Annotated in this window: 17 protein-coding genes; 13 read left to right on the forward strand and 4 right to left on the reverse strand. The window is 55.8% G+C overall.

Annotated features, from left to right (window positions below; genetic code table 11):
* Positions 1–33 precede the first annotated feature (33 nt).
* Together RB2501_RS15045 and RB2501_RS15050 are read left to right on the forward strand one after the other, a co-directional pair.
* Entirely contained in the window at positions 34–1,137 is a 1,104-nt protein-coding gene (locus RB2501_RS15045; protein ID WP_015755728.1) for a fatty acid desaturase family protein, read from the forward strand.
* A 15-nt stretch (positions 1,138–1,152) separates the two neighbouring features.
* Positions 1,153–2,340 (forward strand): pyridoxal phosphate-dependent aminotransferase, encoded by a 1,188-nt coding sequence (locus RB2501_RS15050; RefSeq protein ID WP_015755729.1) that lies wholly within the window; start codon positions 1,153–1,155, stop codon positions 2,338–2,340.
* Positions 2,341–2,573: 233 nt separating this feature from the next.
* On the opposite strand, the gene RB2501_RS15055 is transcribed toward RB2501_RS15050, so the two are convergent.
* Positions 2,574–4,064, reverse strand: coding sequence for a TrkH family potassium uptake protein (locus tag RB2501_RS15055; protein WP_015755730.1), 1,491 nt, complete (start codon positions 4,062–4,064; stop codon positions 2,574–2,576).
* A gap of 1 nt (position 4,065) precedes the next feature.
* On the reverse strand, positions 4,066–5,415 hold the full coding sequence (gene trkA / locus RB2501_RS15060; RefSeq protein ID WP_015755731.1) for a Trk system potassium transporter TrkA: 1,350 nt from the start codon (positions 5,413–5,415) through the stop codon (positions 4,066–4,068).
* Between the two features lie 190 nt (positions 5,416–5,605).
* On the opposite strand from trkA, the gene ubiE reads away from it, so the two are divergent.
* Positions 5,606–6,334: a bifunctional demethylmenaquinone methyltransferase/2-methoxy-6-polyprenyl-1,4-benzoquinol methylase UbiE gene (gene ubiE / locus RB2501_RS15065; RefSeq protein ID WP_015755732.1), complete on the forward strand. Its 729-nt coding sequence runs from the start codon at positions 5,606–5,608 to the stop codon at positions 6,332–6,334.
* A 4-nt stretch (positions 6,335–6,338) separates the two neighbouring features.
* On the forward strand, positions 6,339–7,031 hold the full coding sequence (gene porT / locus RB2501_RS15070) for a type IX secretion/gliding motility protein PorT/SprT (protein WP_015755733.1): 693 nt from the start codon (positions 6,339–6,341) through the stop codon (positions 7,029–7,031).
* On the opposite strand, the gene RB2501_RS15075 is transcribed toward porT, so the two are convergent.
* Positions 7,018–7,731 carry a TrmH family RNA methyltransferase gene (locus RB2501_RS15075; protein ID WP_015755734.1) on the reverse strand — a complete coding sequence of 238 codons (714 nt, stop codon included), beginning with the start codon at positions 7,729–7,731 and terminating at the stop codon, positions 7,018–7,020. The genes porT and RB2501_RS15075 overlap by 14 nt on opposite strands.
* Positions 7,732–7,755: 24 nt before the next feature.
* On the opposite strand from RB2501_RS15075, the gene tamL reads away from it, so the two are divergent.
* The 7 genes from tamL to rpe all read left to right on the forward strand — a co-directional run bounded on the left by tamL (position 7,756) and on the right by rpe (position 17,211).
* A complete protein-coding gene (gene tamL, locus RB2501_RS15080) occupies positions 7,756–10,344 on the forward strand; it encodes a translocation and assembly module lipoprotein TamL (RefSeq protein ID WP_015755735.1) in 2,589 nt (862 codons plus the stop codon).
* 55 nt (positions 10,345–10,399) lie between these two features.
* Entirely contained in the window at positions 10,400–11,467 is a 1,068-nt protein-coding gene (fbaA, locus tag RB2501_RS15085) for a class II fructose-bisphosphate aldolase (RefSeq protein WP_015755736.1), read from the forward strand.
* A 71-nt stretch (positions 11,468–11,538) separates the two neighbouring features.
* Positions 11,539–12,417, forward strand: a complete 879-nt coding sequence (gene accD / locus RB2501_RS15090; RefSeq protein WP_015755737.1) for an acetyl-CoA carboxylase, carboxyltransferase subunit beta — start codon at positions 11,539–11,541, stop codon at positions 12,415–12,417.
* 126 nt (positions 12,418–12,543) lie between these two features.
* Positions 12,544–12,813, forward strand: coding sequence for a 30S ribosomal protein S15 (gene rpsO / locus RB2501_RS15095; RefSeq protein ID WP_015755738.1), 270 nt, complete (start codon positions 12,544–12,546; stop codon positions 12,811–12,813).
* Between the two features lie 191 nt (positions 12,814–13,004).
* A complete protein-coding gene (locus RB2501_RS15100) occupies positions 13,005–15,257 on the forward strand; it encodes a polyribonucleotide nucleotidyltransferase (RefSeq protein ID WP_015755739.1) in 2,253 nt (750 codons plus the stop codon).
* A gap of 160 nt (positions 15,258–15,417) precedes the next feature.
* Positions 15,418–16,281: a sigma-70 family RNA polymerase sigma factor gene (locus RB2501_RS15105; protein WP_015755741.1), complete on the forward strand. Its 864-nt coding sequence runs from the start codon at positions 15,418–15,420 to the stop codon at positions 16,279–16,281.
* A gap of 267 nt (positions 16,282–16,548) precedes the next feature.
* On the forward strand, positions 16,549–17,211 hold the full coding sequence (gene rpe / locus RB2501_RS15110; protein WP_015755742.1) for a ribulose-phosphate 3-epimerase: 663 nt from the start codon (positions 16,549–16,551) through the stop codon (positions 17,209–17,211).
* Between the two features lie 117 nt (positions 17,212–17,328).
* Here the strand turns inward: rpe and RB2501_RS15115 are convergent, their stop codons facing one another.
* Positions 17,329–17,754 (reverse strand): CBS domain-containing protein, encoded by a 426-nt coding sequence (locus RB2501_RS15115; protein ID WP_015755743.1) that lies wholly within the window; start codon positions 17,752–17,754, stop codon positions 17,329–17,331.
* 169 nt (positions 17,755–17,923) lie between these two features.
* Between RB2501_RS15115 and RB2501_RS15120 the strand changes: the two genes are divergently transcribed.
* Both RB2501_RS15120 and RB2501_RS15125 read left to right on the forward strand, forming a co-directional pair.
* Positions 17,924–18,907 (forward strand): YpdA family putative bacillithiol disulfide reductase, encoded by a 984-nt coding sequence (locus tag RB2501_RS15120; protein ID WP_015755744.1) that lies wholly within the window; start codon positions 17,924–17,926, stop codon positions 18,905–18,907.
* Positions 18,908–19,154: 247 nt separating this feature from the next.
* Positions 19,155–19,307, forward strand: a complete 153-nt coding sequence (locus RB2501_RS15125; protein WP_015755745.1) for a YqaE/Pmp3 family membrane protein — start codon at positions 19,155–19,157, stop codon at positions 19,305–19,307.
* Position 19,308: the final 1 nt, after the last annotated feature.

The following is a 19,308-nucleotide window of genomic DNA, read 5'->3' on the forward strand; positions in this document are numbered from 1 at the left end:
ATAATATCAATAGAAATCAAGGAGCCTCTACTCATGTCTGAAAACGCCATTCGATTCTCCCGCACTGAATCCCCCCAATTTTTCCGAACGCTGAACAAGCGCGTAAACGCCTATTTTAAAGAAAACGGTTTGAAAAAAACCGGCAACTGGCAACTCTACCTGAAAACGGCCGTGATGTTTTCCCTCCTCCTGGCCCCGTATTTCCTGATCCTGACCCTCGGGCTGCCCACCTGGGCCAACCTGTTGCTCACCATGCTGATGGGCGTGGGGATGGCCGGCGTGGGGATGAACGTCATGCACGACGGCAACCACGGCACCTATTCCTCCCGTAAATGGATCAACAAGCTCATGGGCGGCAGTATTTACCTGCTGGCCGGGAACGTATACAACTGGCAGGTACAGCACAACGTCCTGCACCATACCTATACGAATATTCACGAGCACGACGAAGACCTGGAAGCCGGACGGATTCTGCGCTTTTCAAAACACGCCAAATGGCATCGGTTCCACCGGTTCCAGCACTATTATTCGGTCTTCCTCTACGGCCTGCTCACTTTTAACTGGGCCATCACCACGGATTTTCAACAGATGTACCGCTACACCAAGCGCAAGCTCGCCTACGGCAAGTTTCCCAACCCGGTTCTGAACTGGAGCGTGCTGGTCATCACCAAGCTCATCTACCTGTTTATATGGATCGCCCTGCCGATCATCATCATGGACATCGCCTGGTGGAAAGTGGTCCTCGGCTTCTTTATCATGCACTATGTGGCCGGTGTCATCCTCAGCGTGGTTTTCCAGCTGGCGCACGTGGTAGACCACGCGGACATGCCGCTGCCGGAAAAAGACGGCACCATGAAAAACAGCTGGGCCATCCACCAGTTGCGCACCACCGTTAACTTTGGTACGCGCAACCGCATTGTCAACTGGTTTACGGGCGGGCTCAACCACCAGGTGGAGCACCACATCTTCCCGAATATTTCCCACGTCCACTACACAAAAATTTCCAAAATTGTGAAACAGACGGCACGGGAGTTCAATTTGCCCTACAACGAATATAAAACTACGCGAAAAGCTATAATTTCGCACTTCAGACACCTGCGGGAACTGGGGAAAAAACCCTCCCTGCAACTACAGTAAATACGCAGCAGACTTATGAAGCAATTTCTCTCCGACCGGATCAACAACATGGCCACGTCGGCCACCCTGGCTATGGCCGCAAAGGCCCGGGAACTGAGACAGGAAGGAAAAGACATCATCGGCCTGAGCCTTGGGGAACCCGATTTCAACATTCCGGAATTCATCCGGGAGGCGGCCAAAGAGGCCATCGACCAGAACTACAGCAGCTATTCTCCTGTAGACGGCTATGGCGATTTAAAACAGGCCATTTCCAGGAAATTTGCCCGGGACAACGGCCTCCAGTACGGCATCGACCAGATCGTAGTCTCCACGGGCGCCAAGCAGTCGCTTGCCAACGTGGCCATGGTAATGCTCAACGAGGGGGATGAAGTGATCCTCCCCGCCCCCTACTGGGTGAGTTATTCAGACATTGTAAAACTCGCAGGCGGCGTGCCGGTGGAAGTCCCCACCAGTATCGACACGGATTTCAAGATGACCCCGGACCAACTGCGGGAGGCGATTACGCCCCGGACCAAAATGATCTGGTACAGCTCGCCCTGCAACCCGAGCGGCTCCGTATACAGCAAACCCGAACTGGAAGGCCTCGCTGCCGTATTGCGGGAACACCCCGGGATCTTTGTGGTGTCCGACGAGATTTACGAACACATCAATTTCCGGGAAGGCCATGTGAGCATGGCCGGCCTGGAGGGTATGTACGACCGCACGATTACCGTAAACGGGGTTTCCAAAGCCTACGCGATGACCGGTTGGCGGATTGGCTTTATCGGGGCGCCGGCATGGGTGGCCAAGGCCTGTACGAAATTCCAGGGGCAGATCACCAGCGGGGCAAACGCCATCGCCCAGCGGGCAACCATTGCCGCCCTGGATGCCCCCATTGAGAAGATCCGGTACATGATCGATAAATTCCACGAGCGGCGGGACCTGATCCTGGAATTGCTCGGGGAAATCCCCGGGTTCAACCTGAACGTGCCGGAAGGGGCCTTCTACGTATTCCCGGACATATCATCGTATTTCGGGAAAACCCTGGGCGGGAAAACAATTGCCAACGCCTCGGATTTTGCCCTCTACCTGCTCGAAGCAGCCGGGGTGGCAACCGTAACCGGCGAGGCCTTCGGCAACCCGAACTGCATCCGCATTTCCTATGCGGCTTCCGAGGAGGAGATCCGGGAAGCGGTGCGCAGGATGCAGGAAGCCCTGGCTTAGGGAATCTTCTGCTCAGGCATCCCTCCGGGCGTCTTTCGCAAAACACAGCAGCGCTACGTTCAGGAAAGACATCCATAAGAGCGGAGAAATGGGCCAAAAAATGCAACTTCCAGCTTCAGCAAAACGCGTAAGCCCCGGGAGCGAGGTGGCCAAACCCCGTTGACACGGAAAGAAACTCCGGATAGATCGGCTTCCGGCCCAACGGACCGGGACGACCAGACCCCGCACCTACATCAGGTTCGCTTCCAGAAGTAAGGTGTCAGCAGGATCAGGACGGTAAACAACTCGAGCCTCCCTGCCAACATCAGAAAGCCGCACCACCATTTCCCGAGCGCCGGCAAACCGTTGAAGTTGCTCAGGGGGTGCAGCGAGCCAAAGGCCGGGCCCACATTCCCCAGGGAAGAAGCCGCCCCCCCGATGGCGGATACAAAATCCAGGCCGAGCAGGCTTAAAACAAGCGCGCCGATGATAAACAGGAGCATATAGAGGACAAAGAAGGCGATGATGTTGTAGACAATGTGTTCGGTCACCGTCTTGTCGTTGTACCGCACGGGGATGATGGCGCTCGGGTGGAGCGTCCGCTTGAACTCGAGCAAGCCGTTTTTGATGATCAGGATATGCCGCATGATCTTGATGCCCCCGGCCGTGGAGCCTGCGGACCCCCCGGCAAACATCAACCCGAAAAAGAACACCGTCAGGAAGGGCGTCCAGTTGGTAAAATCGGCGGTGACAAACCCCGTGGTGGTCACTACGGCCACTACCTGGAAAAGCCCATGGCGGAAGGCGCTTTCCCCGGCACCCCAGACCATCGGGTGGTACTCCGACTCGGGCACGTCGGCCCGGAAATAAATCACCAGGGCCGCCATGATGGCAAACACCACAACCATCAGGCCGAATACCTTGAATTCCTCGTCCCGCAAAACCTTCTGCACCCTGCCCTTAAAGGCAAAATAACTCAACACGAAATTGGACCCTGCCAAAAACATGAAGACAATGATGATATACTGGATGAGCGGCTGGCTGTTCCAATAGGCGATACTGGCATTTTTGGTGGAAAACCCGCCGGTTGAAAGCGTGGCCAGGGCGTGGTTGATGGCGTCGAAAAAGGACATCCCGGCCAGGCGGAGCAACAGCGTTTCCGCCAGGGTATACCCCACATAGATCAGCCAGAGCCGTTTGGCGGTATCCGTAATCCGCGGGTGGAGCTTATCTCCCGTGGGCCCGGGCGCCTCGGCGGCAAAGAGTTGCATCCCCCCGATACCCAGCAGCGGCAGGATCGCAATGGCCAGGACGATGATCCCCATGCCCCCGATCCAATGCGTCAGGCTTCGCCAGAAGAGGATGCCCTCGGGCAGGCGTTCAATGTCGTCCAGGATGGAGGCCCCGGTAGTTGTATAGCCCGAAATCGTTTCGAAAAACGCATTGGTGACATCCGGGATCGCCCCCGAAAAGAGGTACGGCAACACGCCGGAGACGGACATCACGATCCACCCGAAGGTCACGATGATATACCCCTCCTTCCGTTTAACTTCCTTTTTATGGCCGCGCGTAAAGTACATGGCCACCGTGCCCGCAAAGAGCGTGGTGATGGCAGCCAGGGAAATCTGGTAGGTGACCCCGTCCTGGTAAATCCCGCTCACCAGGGCCGCCAGCAGCATGAACCCGCCGTTGAAAAGCAGGAGCAACCCCATCAGGTGCAGAATAATCCGCGTGTTCAGGGACATATCACAGGAATAGTTTTTCTACTTTGGGGATGGCACTCGGCAGGCAGCAAACCACAACCCGGTCGCCCTGCCGGATCCGGAAATCCCCCAGGGCGATAATCCCCTCCCCGGAGCGGATCACCCCACCGATGATGGCCTCCCGCGGAAAATCGAGTTCCTTGATCAATTCGCCGTTGACCTCCGAGGTCTCGTTCACCACGAATTCCAGGATTTCCGCATTCAGGTTGTTCAGCCGGGTAAGGGCCACCACCTCCCCCTTCCGGATGTGGCGGAAAATATTGTTGGCCGCCAGCAGTTTCTTGTTGATAAGCGTATCCACGCCGATGGAATGGGATAGCTGGAAGTAATCCATATTCTCCACCAGCGCGATGGTCTTTTTGATGTTCTTGGACTTGGCCACCAGGCAGCTCATGATATTGGTCTCCGAATTCCCGGTGACCGCGATAAACGCATCCATGGATTCGAGCGACTCCTCCTCGAGCAGCTCCACATTCCGGCAATCCCCGTTGATGACCAGGGCGTTTGGCAGCAAATCCGCAATATCGAAAGCCTTGGTTTTGTCCTGCTCTATGAGCTTTACGTTGAATCGTTTCTCGCAGAGGTCGCGCGCCGCTTTGACCCCCACCTTGCTCCCGCCCAAAACCATGACGTTGCGGATCTCCTCCTTCTTTTTCCCGGTGAGCTTGTAGAGTTCGTCCACCCCTTTGCGGTCCGTGATAAAGTACACCTGGTCCTCTTCCCGGAATTCGGTGTCCCCCCGGGGGATCAGCGTATACTGGGTCCCACGCCGCTGCAGGGCGATGGGCATAAAATGCAGTTCGGGAAAGACCCGGGCAGCCTCCTTCACCATTTTTCCGATAAAAGGCGCCCCCCTGGGCAGGGATACCCCCACCATGATCAGCAGGCCCTCCTCAAACTCGTACGTGTCGTTAAAGGCGGACTGGTTCAGGAGTAGCTGAATCTCCGCAGCCGCCAGCTCTTCGGGCGATATCAGCTCGTCTATCCCCAGTTCCGTGAAGGCGATCTCGTCCCGGTACTCGACGAATTCCGTATTGGAGATCCGCGCAATGGTTCGCTTGGAACCGAGTTGCTTGGCCAGCATGCAGAGGGTAATATTCGTGGTTTCCGATGCGGTGACGCCGATCACCAGGTCCGAATGGTCCACATGGGCCTCCTTCAGGACGCTGATACTGGTCGCATCCCCTTTGAGGACACGGATATCCAGGTGGCCTTCCGCATAGGAAAGGCTTTCCTTGTTCGTATCGATCAGCGTGATGTCCTGGGATTCGTAAGAAAGTAATTTCGCGAGATGGAAGCCTACCTCTCCTGCTCCTGCAATAATGATCTTCATTCAGTATAAATTGATACGGGTAGCTGGCTGTCCGCCGGTCCGCGGCATGCGGAAGTCCGCCCGGCAAAAGTACGCAATTTTATCATTCTCACCGATACAGGCGGGAATCGTCCCCCGGTTTTCGGAGGCCTTTCCAGCCTGCTGCCAAGCCGGTGCATTGTCGTATCTTTGCGCGCAAAAGAGCACCCGAATGGCAAAGGAAATCCTCCCGTACGACGATTCCGGGGAGAGTAAAAAGCAGCAGGTCCGAAACATGTTCGATACGATTTCGGACAAATACGACGGGCTGAACCGCGTGATCAGCCTGGGTATCGACCGGCGCTGGCGCAAACGTCTGGTGGGGCTGGTGGTCGATAAAAACCCCGGATCCGTCCTGGACATTGCCACGGGTACCGGCGACCTGGCCCTGTCCCTGGCCCAAGCGGGGGTCAAAGAGGTAGTTGGCCTGGACCTGGCGCCCGGCATGCTCGAAGTAGGACGCAGGAAGGTCCGGGATTCCGGACTGGACGGCCAAATCGAGATGGTGCTAGGCGACAGCGAAGCCCTGGAGTTCCCGGACAACCGGTTCGATGCGGTGACAGTGGCCTTCGGGGTGCGCAATTTCGAGGACCTGGAAAAAGGCCTGACGGAGATTTACCGGGTGCTGCGGCCCGGGGGTACCCTGGCCGTTCTGGAAACCTCCGTCCCGGAGAAGCAGCCGTTCCGCTGGGGCTATAATATCTACTGCCGGCACTTCCTGCCGCGGGTGGGCCGATGGTTCTCCAAAGACCCGTCGGCGTACAGCTACCTGTCCCGGTCGGCGGCCGCATTCCCCCACGGGGAACGGTTCAACAATATTTTGGGGAAAATCGGGTTTATAGCTATGGAACACCGGCCCCAGACGTTCGGGGCAGCCGCCATTTATACGGCAACAAAATAAATGTATGAGGAACCTCCTGCCGCTCTGTTTCCTGATAATCCTGTGCCAGTCCGGCCAGGCCCAATTCCGGGAAAACCCCATCCTGAACTTGCAGAACGAAGACAAGGCGCTCCTGAACTGGGGGTATTACCTGGGTTTCAACCAGTACGATTTCAAATTTGAATACAAAAACGACCTCCCGGATATCGTCGTGGACAAATCCTTCGGGTTCAATGTCGGGCTGATCGGGGAACTCCGCCTGAATGAATTCCTGGACCTGCGTTTTGAGCCCGGGCTGTTCTATTCCCGGAGGCTGCTGGGCTTCCCGGGGTTCGCTTCGGACAACGACGCCCTGAGGGAGGTGAAATCCACCTACATCAGTTTCCCCCTGCTCCTCAAGGCAGGTACCCGCCGTTTCGGCAACATCAAACCCTTTATCATCGGCGGGGCCGGCGTGGCGCTCAACCTGGGCTCCAACCAGGATTCCATGGAGGACAACAGCAGCGGAACCTTCCGGATGAAAAAGACGGTGGTGAACTACGAATTGGGGTTCGGCATTGACTTTTACCTGGAATACTTCAAGTTTTCGCCTTCCATTCGCGGGGTTTTTGCCCTGACGGACGAACTGGTGCCCGACGACGACCCGCAGAGCCCCTGGACCGGGAATATCGAGGCGCTGAAAACCCGGGGCATCTTTATCAACTTTACTTTCGAGTAGCCCGTCGTATTTCGTAGAGCAGGATGGCAGCCGCGGTTGCCACGTTCAGGCTTTCGGCCCGGCCGAAAGACGGGATGGCCCAGGTTTGCGACAACCGGTCCCGGACCGGCCCGGAGAGTCCGTGCGATTCACTCCCCATCACCAGGATACCCGGCGAAAGCGGTTGCTCCCCCCCGATGGCCTCGCCTTCCATACTGGCTCCGTAGACCGGCAAGCCGCTTGCGTCCAGGGTCTCCGCCAGGTCTTTGTACACCACCCGTACCCGGGCAATGGACCCCATGGTAGCCTGCAGTACTTTCGGGTTGTAGCAGTCCACGGTGTCCGGGGAACAGAGCAATTCGCCAATACCGAACCAATCGCACAGGCGGATCAGTGTCCCGAGATTCCCCGGGTCCCGGACCCCGTCCAGGGCGAGTGTCCAACCCTCAAATGTCAGCGGTTCCGGGTCGGGTATCGGGAAGACCCCGAGCACCCCGCTGGGGCGGACCAGGGCGCTCGCCTTCCGGAGCTCCCCCTCGGTGATCGGCTGCGACCCGGGAAGCTCCTCCGGGGCCGTGCTGTACAGCCCAACCGGCTCCAATCCCGAATCGAGCAGCTCGCCAACCAGTTTCATCCCTTCGGCCAGAAATTGCCCTTCCCGTATCCGGTACTTTTTTTGATGCAGACTCCTTATTCGTTTTAATTCGCTTTTTGCAACCATACAAATAGCTTAATTTTGGGGGTTATGAAGGTTTATCCTCCCTTTGTGAACCTCCCGGCTAAAATAGGATTATTCTTGCTGTGCCTGGTTATCTGTTCCTGCAACGCGCTGAAAAGGGTCGAAGAGGATGAACAACTCCTGACCGAGTACAGCATCCACGCGGACGGGGAAAAAATCACCGATCCGCTGGTGAACAGCCTCGTGCTCCAGAAACCCAACAGCCGGTTGCTCGGGATCCCGCTCCGGCTGCACCTCTACAACCTCGCCAAAAAAGATGCCGACTCCTCCTACCAGGCCTGGCTCAATCGCAAGGATGGCCGCCGGGAACGGCTCGAATCACTGCTTTCCAAAAAACAGGTAAAACGCCTGGGGGAATCTTTTTTTGTCAGCGGGTACAGCGATTGGCTCAAGCGGGTTGGGGAAGCCCCTGCTGTTATCGACACGGCGCGGATCAACCGGTCTGTCCAGCGCCTGAGTTCCTATTATACGAACCGGGGGTATTTCAACAACTCGGGAAGTTACCAGCTGGACAGCACGGGAAGGCAACGGGCTGCGGTCCGGTACCAGCTGGACCTCGGGGAACCCTACCTTGTGGACTCCCTGAGCCGGCGGATCGCCTCCCCGGCCATCGACTCCATCTACGCCCTCAACCGGGACGCTTCCCTGGTGCGCGAAGGAGATGTATTTGACCTGGGCAATTTTACCCAGGAGCGGGAACGCCTCACCACGCTGTTCCGGAATTCCGGGGTCTGGAATTTCCAGGAGAGTTCCATTACCTACGACATCCTCCGCGACACCCTCAGCCGGGATGACCAGCAGATGCATGTGGAGCTCAACATCGACAACCTGCGCCGACGGGGCGACAGTGCTGTGACGGACGAAGCCTACCGGGTCCGCCGCATGGGAAATATCCACATTTACCCGGACCACCGGTTCCAGGACGGCACACAGAAAGCGGATACCGTCCGGTACGACAACTACATCATCCATTTTGACGGTCGGCTGCGCTACAAACCCAAAGTCCTGGCCGATGCGATCTTCCTGGATCAGGACAGCGTCTACCGGGACATCGACCGGCTCAGGACCTACCGGCAAATCAGCAACCTGAACACCTTCCGGTACCCGAATATCGAACTGATCGAAGCCCCGGGGGACCGACTGGATGCAAACGTCTACCTGAGTGCGCGTCCCCGGAATTCCCTGGCAGTGGATTTTGACGTGACCCATTCCAACATCCAGCGCCTGGGCTTTGGCCTGGGAGCCTCCCTGATTACCCGGAATGTTTTCGGGGGGGCCGAAACCCTGAGCCTGTCTGCAAGGGGCACGTTCGGGCTGCTGAGCGATGATACCCAGGGAGAGGATTTCTTTTCGGAAATCGGCGGGGACATCAACCTGATTTTTCCGCGAATCTGGTTCCCGCTGGTAGACGGGGGCAATATCATCCCGTACTACATGCTGCCCAAAACCCGGATGACCGTAGGTACCAGTTTCCAGAAGAATATCGGCCTGGACAAGCAGACCCTCAATGCCGTATTGGGTTACAGCTGGTCCTCTACCGACTTCAAAAAACACCTGATTGAATTGCTGAACATCCAGTTTGTCCGCAACGTCAACCCGGACCGTTTTTTCAATGTCTACCAGAGCTCCTACGGCCGCCTGAACGATGTGGCGAGCGACCCGGAGTATTTGAACAACCCGGACCTGGCCGGGTTCTACGAACCCGGGGACACCCCCGAGGACCCGCCGAATCTGACCATCCCGGAAGGGACTACCGGGTTTACGGACGCCATCATCAACCAGGGGCTGGCGCCCACGGATTCGCAGGACTACGCAGATGTCTTCCGGGTAGAGGAACGCCGGCAGCGCCTTACGGAAAACAACCTGATTTTCACCTCCAACTACACCTACACGAAAAACTCCAAGACCGGGATCAACGACAATAGCTTTTACCAGATCCGCTGGAAATTGGAAGGGGCCGGCAACCTGCTGGCGGTCTTTACCAATATTGTTCCCTTTAACGAAAACGACTCGGGCAAAAAGCTCGTATTCGGCGTGCCTTTTTCCCAGTACCTGAAAGGGGAGTTCGATTTTATCCGGCACTGGGAACTCAATGCCACCGACGTTCTCGCCTTCCGCACCTTCATTGGCCTGGCGGTCCCATACGGGAATTCTGACGACATCCCGTTTGTCCGATCGTACTTCGGCGGGGGGTCCAACGACAACCGGGCCTGGTTCCCGTATTCCCTCGGACCGGGGAGTACCAGCAACCTGAACGACTTCAACGATGCGAATTTTAAACTGGCGATGAACCTGGAATACCGTTTCCCCCTGGTCGGCGACCTGAAAGCGGCCCTGTTCAGCGATGTGGGGAACATCTGGAATGTCTGGGACAGCGAAGACGACCCAGCCGCCACCTTCAACGGGTTCTCCTCCCTGGAGGAACTCGCCCTCGGGACGGGCTTTGGCCTCCGGTACGACTTTACCTATTTCGTCTTCCGGGCAGACCTGGGCTTCAAGACCTACAACCCGGCCGAACCCGTTGGAAAAAGATGGTTCCGGGACTACAATTTTGCCAACTCCGTACTGCAGATCGGAATAAATTATCCGTTTTAACGGGTATTATTATTACTTTTGTCGCAGCGAACTACCAACCCAAAAAACGCAAAACATGCCGCATTCCATCAAGCCGGGCGTTGCCACTGGTGAAGAAGTACAGGAAATATTCAGCTATGCAAAGTCCAAAGGCTTTGCCCTGCCAGCCGTAAACGTCATCGGCTCGGATACCATCAATGCAGTCCTGGAAACAGCTGCTGAACTCAAGGCACCGGTTATCCTGCAGTTTTCAAACGGGGGTGCCCAGTTCAACGCGGGGAAAGGCCTGTCCAACGAAGGGCAGCGCGCCGCCATCAAGGGGGCCATTGCCGGAGCCCGGCACGTGCACGAACTGGCCGAAGCCTACGGGGCAACGGTAATCCTCCACACAGACCACTGTGCCAAGAAACTTTTGCCGTGGATCGACGGCCTGCTCGACGCGAGCGAGGCGCATTTCAACGCCACGGGCAAATCCCTGTTCAGCTCGCACATGATCGACCTGTCGGAGGAACCCATCGAAGAAAACATCGCCCTTTGCAAGGACTACCTGGCCCGCATGAGCAAGATGAACATGACCCTGGAAATCGAACTCGGCATCACCGGAGGGGAGGAAGACGGCGTCGACAATACGGACGTGGACGACTCCAAGCTCTACACCCAGCCCGAGGAAGTGGCCTACGCCTATGAAGAGCTCTCCAAGGTAAGCCATCGCTTTACAGTAGCTGCCGCTTTCGGAAATGTACACGGGGTTTACAAGCCGGGAAATGTGAAACTGACCCCGAAAATCCTCAAGAATTCCCAGGAATTCATCAGCGAAAAATACAAGGTGGGCCATAACCACATCGATTTTGTCTTTCACGGCGGCTCGGGTTCCACCCTGGAGGAAATCCGCGAGGCCATCGGGTACGGGGTGATCAAAATGAACATCGACACGGACTTGCAGTACGCCTTCATGACCGGCGTACGCGATTATATGAAAGAAAAGGAGGGCTACCTCCAGGCGCAGATCGGCAACCCGGAAGGCGCCGATTCGCCCAACAAAAAATACTACGACCCCCGGGTCTGGCTGCGGGAAGGGGAAAAAACCTTTGTCGCCCGGCTCAAGAAGGCCTTCGAGGACCTGAACAACGTGGGCACGCTCTAGGCAGGCCTGCATCGGAATTGCGCGGGCATCCTTCGGGCATGCCCCGATACGTGGAATTGAAATAGCACATTATGTCATCCTGGTTCAAGAGAAAAGAAAAAGGAATACAAACCGCCACTGAGGAAAAGAAGGACACCCCCAGGGGCCTTTGGTACAAATCGCCCACAGGGAAAATTGTCGAATCCGAGGAACTGGCGAAGAACCACTACGTCAGCCCGGAGGACGACTACCATGTGCGCATCGGCAGCAAGGAGTATTTCCAGATACTTTTTGACGACAACAAATTCACCGAAATGGATGCCGGGCTTTCCTCCAAGGACCCGTTGAAATTCGAGGATACCAAGAAATACAAGGACCGGCTCAAGGAGGCCGAAAAGAAAACCGGGCTCAAGGATGCCGTCCGCACGGCCTACGGCAAGTCCATGGGCCGGGACCTGGTAATCGCCTGTATGGATTTCAGCTTTATTGGCGGATCCATGGGGAGCGTGGTCGGCGAAAAAATTGCCCGGGCTATCGATAAGGCTATCGAGAAAAAAGTGCCCTTTGTAATGATCTCCAAATCCGGCGGGGCCCGGATGATGGAAGCGGCCCTGTCCCTGATGCAACTGGCCAAGACCAGTGCCAAACTGGCTCAGCTGGCCGAAGCCGGATTGCCGTATATCTCACTATGCACGGACCCCACCACTGGCGGGACAACCGCATCCTATGCGATGCTTGGGGATATCAATATTGCCGAACCCGGGGCGCTGATCGGATTTGCAGGTCCGCGGGTGGTCAAGGAGGCCACCGGCAAGGAACTGCCCGAAGGTTTTCAGACGGCAGAATTCGTATTGGAACACGGCTTTTTGGATTTTATCGTCCATCGCCGGGAACTGAAAAAGAAAATCAACCTCTACCTGGACCTGGTACTCAACCAGCCGGTACGCGTGGAAGAAGTGCCGGAAGAATAAGCGGGAAGCCATTGGGACATAAAATTTCCCGGGACCGCCCGGATAGAAATCCTGAAATTATTCCTATCTTTGCGGCCTGATTGAAAATCAATCGGATACATAAAAATCATTTACAACAATATTGGCATGTATTTAACCAAAGAGAAAAAAGCCGAAATCTTTAAGAAATTCGGCGGATCGGACAGCAACACCGGCTCCACCGAGGGCCAGATTGCGCTGTTCACGGAACGGATCAACCACCTGACCGGGCACCTGAAGAAGAACCAGAAAGACTACAACACCGAGCGTTCCCTGGTTCGCCTGGTGGGTAAACGCCGCAGCCTGCTGGACTATCTGAAGAAAAAGGATATTGAGAAATATCGGAGCCTGATCAAGGAACTGAATATTCGTAAATAACTTATTGCAGGGGAGCCCGTCGGGCTCCCCTGTTTGTTTACCGGCGGCTTGCCCGCCACCCCGAAGTCCCTGCCTTTGCAGGGCAACATAAAAAGCTCACTTCCGGTTTTTCATTGGTCGACCTGCACAACACAACACCGCAGACCATTGTTTAACATTCTCCCGGTAGCTCGGGAGGCTAATTCCATTTTATGATTCCAGAAGCTTTTCAGGAGGTCATCGACCTCGGAGACGGTAGGGAGATCTCTATCGAAACCGGAAAACTTGCCAAGCAGGCCCACGGGTCGGTTGTGGTACGGTCCGGGAACTGTATGCTGCTTTGTACGGTTGTATCCAACTACAAGGCCAGCGATTTGGATTTTCTGCCCCTGACGGTAGATTACCGCGAAAAATTTCACGCGTCCGGGCGGTACCCGGGCGGATTCTTCAAGCGCGAAGCGCGTCCCAGTACCGGGGAAATCCTGGTCATGCGGCTGGTAGACCGCGTACTGCGCCCGCTCTTTCCTAAAAATTATCACTGCGAAACCCAGGTGATGATCCAGCTGATGTCCCACGACGACGACGTCATGCCGGATGCCATGGCCGGCCTGGCCGCCTCGGCTGCTATCCAGCTTTCGGACTTTCCGTTTGAATGCCCCATCTCCGAAGTACGGGTGGGCCGCGTGGATGGCGAATTCATCATCAACCCCACCCGGACCCAACTCGAGTCCTCGGATATCGACATGATTGTCGGGGCTTCCGAAGATTCCGTTATGATGGTAGAGGGGGAAATGGACGAAATCTCGGAGGAGGACATGACCGAGGCGATCAAGTTTGCCCACGAAGCCGTAAAAGTTCAGATCGCCGCGCAAAACCGGCTGGCCGACAAGGCAGGCCGCAAGGAAGTACGCGAATACGAAATCGAGGAGGAGAACGAAGCAGTTGAGAAGAAAATCCGCGATATCGCTTACGACAAGGCCTACGCCATTGCCAAGGCCGGTTCGGCCAAGCAGGAACGCAGCGCCGCGTTCAGCGAACTCAAGGAAGAGGTCCTGGCTGCCTTCAGCGAGGAGGAGCAGGAAGAATTGGGCGACCTGATCAAGAAATACTACTACAAGGTAGAGAAGGAGGCCGTCCGCAACCTGACCCTGGACGAGCAGATCCGGCTCGACGGCCGCAAGACCGACGAGATCCGGCCCATCTGGTGCGAGGTGGACTACCTGCCTTCTACCCACGGCTCCGCGATCTTCACCCGGGGGGAAACCCAGGCCCTGGCCACGGTAACCCTGGGGACTTCCCGCGAGGCAAACATTATCGACATGCCTTCCTTTGAAGGGGAAGAACGATTCTACCTGCACTACAACTTCCCTCCGTTCTCCACAGGGGAAGCCCGCCCGATCCGCGGGACGTCCCGTCGTGAGATCGGCCACGGAAACCTGGCACAACGGGCCCTGTCCCGCCAGGTACCGGAAGATTGCCCCTATACCGTACGGGTGGTATCGGAAGTGCTGGAAAGCAACGGATCCTCATCCATGGCAACGGTTTGCGCCGGAACCATGGCCCTGATGGATGCCGGGGTAAAACTCCGCAAACCGGTATCCGGGATCGCCATGGGGCTGATTTCCGATCCGGAGTCCGGTAAATATGCCGTATTGTCCGACATCCTCGGGGACGAAGACCACCTGGGCGACATGGATTTTAAAGTGACCGGGACGGCCGACGGCATCACCGCCTGCCAGATGGACATCAAAATCAAGGGGCTTTCCTATGAAATCCTGATCAAGGCGCTGAAACAGGCCCGGGACGGACGGCTGCATATCCTGTCCAAGCTGACAGATACCATTGCTGCCCCTGCCGAAGACGTGAAGCCGCATGCGCCGAAAATGGTGACCCGCATCATCCCGAACGAGTATATCGGGGCGGTCATTGGCAAAGGTGGCGAAGTGATCCAGGAATTGCAGAAAGAAACCGGCACTACCATCGTGATCAACGAAGACCCGGCAACCGGCGAAGGGATTGTTGAAATCCTCGGGACCGACCAGGGGGGTATCGACAAGGTTTTGGCCAAGATCGATTCCATCATGTTTACGCCCGAAGAAGGCAGCGTGTATGAGGTAAAAGTGATTAAAATGCTCGATTTTGGGGCCGTGGTGGAATACCTCGACGCCCCGGGCAACGAAATCCTGCTGCACGTTTCCGAACTCGCGTGGGAACGCACGGAAAATGTAGAGGATGTGTTGAGCATGGGCGACGTCTTTGACGTCAAATACATGGGCATCGACCCGCGTACCCGTAAGGAACGCGTTTCACGCCGGGCGCTCCTGCCCAAGCCGGAAGGCTGGGAGGAACGTCCCTCGCGTCGGGATGGCGGCCGTGGCGGAGATCGCCGTGGTGGCGGAGATCGCCGCGGCGGTGGAGACCGACGGGGCGGAGATCGCCGGGGCGGAAATCGGCGCCGCGATTGATCCCCAAACGTCTATTTAAACGTAAAACCCCTGGCAACAGGGGTTTTTTTATGCGTTTTAACCAAAAAATCAACTTTTTGTAACCCCTGTGTAACATTTGCACAATTTATACGTATAACTAATGCAGTAGGCACTATTTATATAGGATAAGGATCGATACATGAGACAACTAAAGATTACCAAGCAGGTTACCAATCGCGAAACCGCTTCCCTGGACAAATACCTCCAGGAGATCGGAAAAGTAGACCTGATTACCGCCGATGAGGAAGTGGAACTGGCCCAGCGCATTAAAGCGGGCGACCAGGCAGCTTTGGAAAAACTCACCAAGGCGAACCTCCGTTTTGTCGTTTCGGTAGCCAAACAGTACCAGAACCAGGGCCTGACCCTCCCCGACCTGATCAACGAGGGCAACCTGGGGCTGATCAAGGCAGCCCAGCGCTTTGACGAAACCCGGGGGTTTAAATTTATATCATATGCCGTTTGGTGGATCCGGCAATCCATCCTGCAGGCACTGGCGGAGCAGTCGCGGATTGTTCGCCTCCCCCTGAACAAAATCGGGTCGATCAACAAGATCAACAAGACGTTTGCATTTTTGGAGCAGGCCCACGAACGGGTACCCTCGGCAGAGGAGATTGCCAAGGAACTCGACATGACCGTGGAAGACGTAAAACAGTCCCTGAAAAACTCCGGGCGCCACGTATCCATGGATGCGCCCCTGATCGACGGGGAGGATTCCAACCTCTACGACGTACTCAGGAGTGGCGAATCCCCGAACCCGGATAAGGAATTGCTGCACGAATCCCTGCGCACGGAAATCGAACGTGCCCTGGAAACCCTGACCCCCCGGGAAGCGGATGTGATCCGCCTGTATTTCGGGCTGGCCGGGCAACATTCCATGACCCTGGAAGAAATCGGCGAAACCTTCGACCTGACCCGCGAACGCGTCCGTCAGATCAAGGAAAAGGCCATCCGCCGACTCAAGCATACCTCTCGTTCCAAGATACTTAAAACGTATCTCGGATAAGGGAGGAATACAAATTACATGTTAAATAAACGATAAATTGGAAATCTGGTATAAAGTTTGTAATTTGTAACCCACAACAGCAGTTATCATGACTGTTCGTTTTTTGATTGATGAATAAACTCCGGCTGATTACCGGAGTTTTTCATTTTAGGGCCCCTGAACAGGGCTTTTTCCCGTTTATGGGGCTGCCCTGGTCGATTCCAGGGTTATTCGCTTCCCGGGGTCGCCGGGAAAAATGTATTTTTGAGAAACCGCATCTCCTATCCCATGAAACATCCGATAATTGCCCCTTCCCTGCTGGCCGCGGATTTCGGCAACCTGCAGCAGGCTGTGGAAATGGTGGAACAAAGCCAGGCGGGCTGGCACCATATCGACGTGATGGACGGCCTGTTCGTCCCCAACATCTCCTATGGTATGCCCGTGATCCAGGCCATCGGGAAGCATGCCTCCAAGCCCCTGGACGTCCACCTGATGATCGTCGACCCGGACCGCTATATCGACACCTTTGCCGATTTAGGCGCTGCCACGCTAACGGTCCACCTGGAGGCCTGTACGCACCTGCACAGGAGCCTGCAGCGGATCCGGGACGCCGGGATGAAGGCCGGCGTGGCCCTGAACCCCCATTCGCCCGTAAGCCTGCTTTCCGAAGTAGCCGAAATGGCAGACCTGGTGCTGGTTATGAGTGTAAATCCCGGGTTCGGCGGGCAATCTTTCATTGAAAATACCTACCGGAAGATCGAAGAATTGCGGAAGCTGCTGAGCGAACGCAACAGCCAAGCGCTCATCGAGGTAGACGGCGGGGTGACCCTGGAAAATGCCCACGCCCTGGTTGCAGCCGGCGCAGATGTCCTGGTGGCGGGGAGTACGGTGTTCCGTTCCGACGATCCGGCCGGCACCATTGCCAGACTCGCGGCGGCCGGCCAAAAGTAGGCCGGAATCCGCCCGGCCGGCAAGTCTTGTTTGCGGTGAATTCAAACTTCCCCGGGAAAAAAGCAGCTGTAGCGAATCTTTCGGATTCAGGAGGCATCATTACGGAATGAAGCGGTATTAATACTGATCCAAAAGGTATTTAATCACGTCCGTAGTGGTTACAATGCCTATAAGTTCCCCGTCACGACAAACCGGCAACGCGTGGAATTCCTCTTTGCTGAATATTTCCGCCACCTCCTTGATGGTTGCATCCGGACCGACCGACCGCAAATTCTTCACCATGACCTGCGGGACGGTAAACATGTCGTAGACGATGGATTCAATAGCTTCCTCATCCTCGTAGGACCCGTCTACAAAACTGATGCGCAACAGGTCCGTCAGGCTGAGCATGCCCACGATCTTTTTACTGCTGACCACCGGGATATGGCGGATGCGGTGTTTCTTGAATAATTTTTCAGCTTTTTCCAGACTGTCGGTGGTATTGAGCACCACCAGTTGGGTGCTCATGATACTGGATACCGGGATACGTTCTTTTACGCTCATGGCTGCATGGTTTATGATGTATTAAAGATCCCATTTAACAGGCTTCCAAAGAATGATAATTGTCATACGGGCCCGCAGCGGTTCCTGATTGGGGCCATCCGGCCCAAAATGGTTAATTTTGCAACTCCCAGCGGGCCGGTTGCCTGGGGGAGGACCAAATCAGCGAGCTATGGATTTAATTATCATCGGAGGGGGGCCCATTGGTATTGCCTGTGGGCTGGAAGCGAAGAAAAAGGGGGTTTCCTACACCATCATCGAAAAGGGGCCCATCGTGAATTCGCTATTCAACTACCCGGTGAATATGCAGTTCTTCTCCTCCTCGGAGCGCCTGGAAATCGACGAAATACCCTTTATCAGCAAAGAAGCCAAACCCAAGCGCAACGAGGCGCTGGAATACTACCGGCGGATTGTGACGTCCAACCAGCTGAACATCCGTCTCTTTGAAAAAGTCGGTGGGATACACCGGGGGGATGACGGTTTTACCGTGCAGACCAGCCGGGGGGAATACGCCGCCCGAAACGTCATTATCGCCACGGGGTTTTACGATTTGCCCAACCTGCTGGGTGTTCCCGGGGAAGACCTGCCCAAGGTGTCGCACTACTATAAGGATCCCCACTTTTACGCCAGTCAGAAACTCGCCGTGATCGGCGCCAGCAATTCCGCGGTGGATGCCGCCCTGGAATGCTGGAGGAAGGGGGCGGATGTCACCATGATCGTCCGGGGGCCGGAAATCGGGCAACGGGTTAAATACTGGGTCCGGCCGGATATCCTCAACCGGATCGAAGAGGGCAGTATCCGGGCGTATTACAACAGCGAGGTAACCCGCATTGACGAAGAATCCATTGAGATCCGCACGCCGGATGGAATCCGGAGCCTACCCAATGACTTCGTCCTGGCCCTTACCGGCTACCAACCCAATTTTGAGTTTCTGGAACAGGCGGGAATCCGCTTGTCCGACGATGCCAAACGACTGCCGGAATACAACCCGGAGACCATGGAAACCAATGTTCCCGGACTCTATTTGGCAGGGGTGATATGCGGGGGTATGGAAACCCACAAATGGTTTATCGAAAATTCACGAGACCACGCCCGCCTGATCCTGGACCATATTGCGGGGAACATGGAGGCCGCCGCCCTCCCGGGGAAACTGTAGCCCAAGCTACAGCCAGCCGGGGCCCGGATTGAGCCCCTGTTTTCTTCATTACAACCCAAATGCCTCCAGGATAGCCTTTTACGGCATTATTTTGGGTGAAAAAACAAACCGGTCTCCTCCTATCGGCATACATTTATCTCAAGGAAATCCGAGTTGGCCAACCCAATCGGGTATTACCGCGTTTTGTACTCAGGCCAACCCGCAGGAATCAACCCATAAACTCACCCATTAATTAAAATTGAATAGTATGTCGCTTCTCACCATAATATTGAACCTTTTGTTACCCCCTGTAGCGGTCTTTATGCAGCACGGGGTCGGCACCACCCTGTTGATAAGCATTTTACTCACGCTCCTGGGTTGGTTGCCCGGTGTCATCCACGCATTTTTGGTCAATAGTTGAT

Source organism: Robiginitalea biformata HTCC2501 (genome assembly GCF_000024125.1).
Lineage (GTDB): Bacteria > Bacteroidota > Bacteroidia > Flavobacteriales > Flavobacteriaceae > Robiginitalea > Robiginitalea biformata.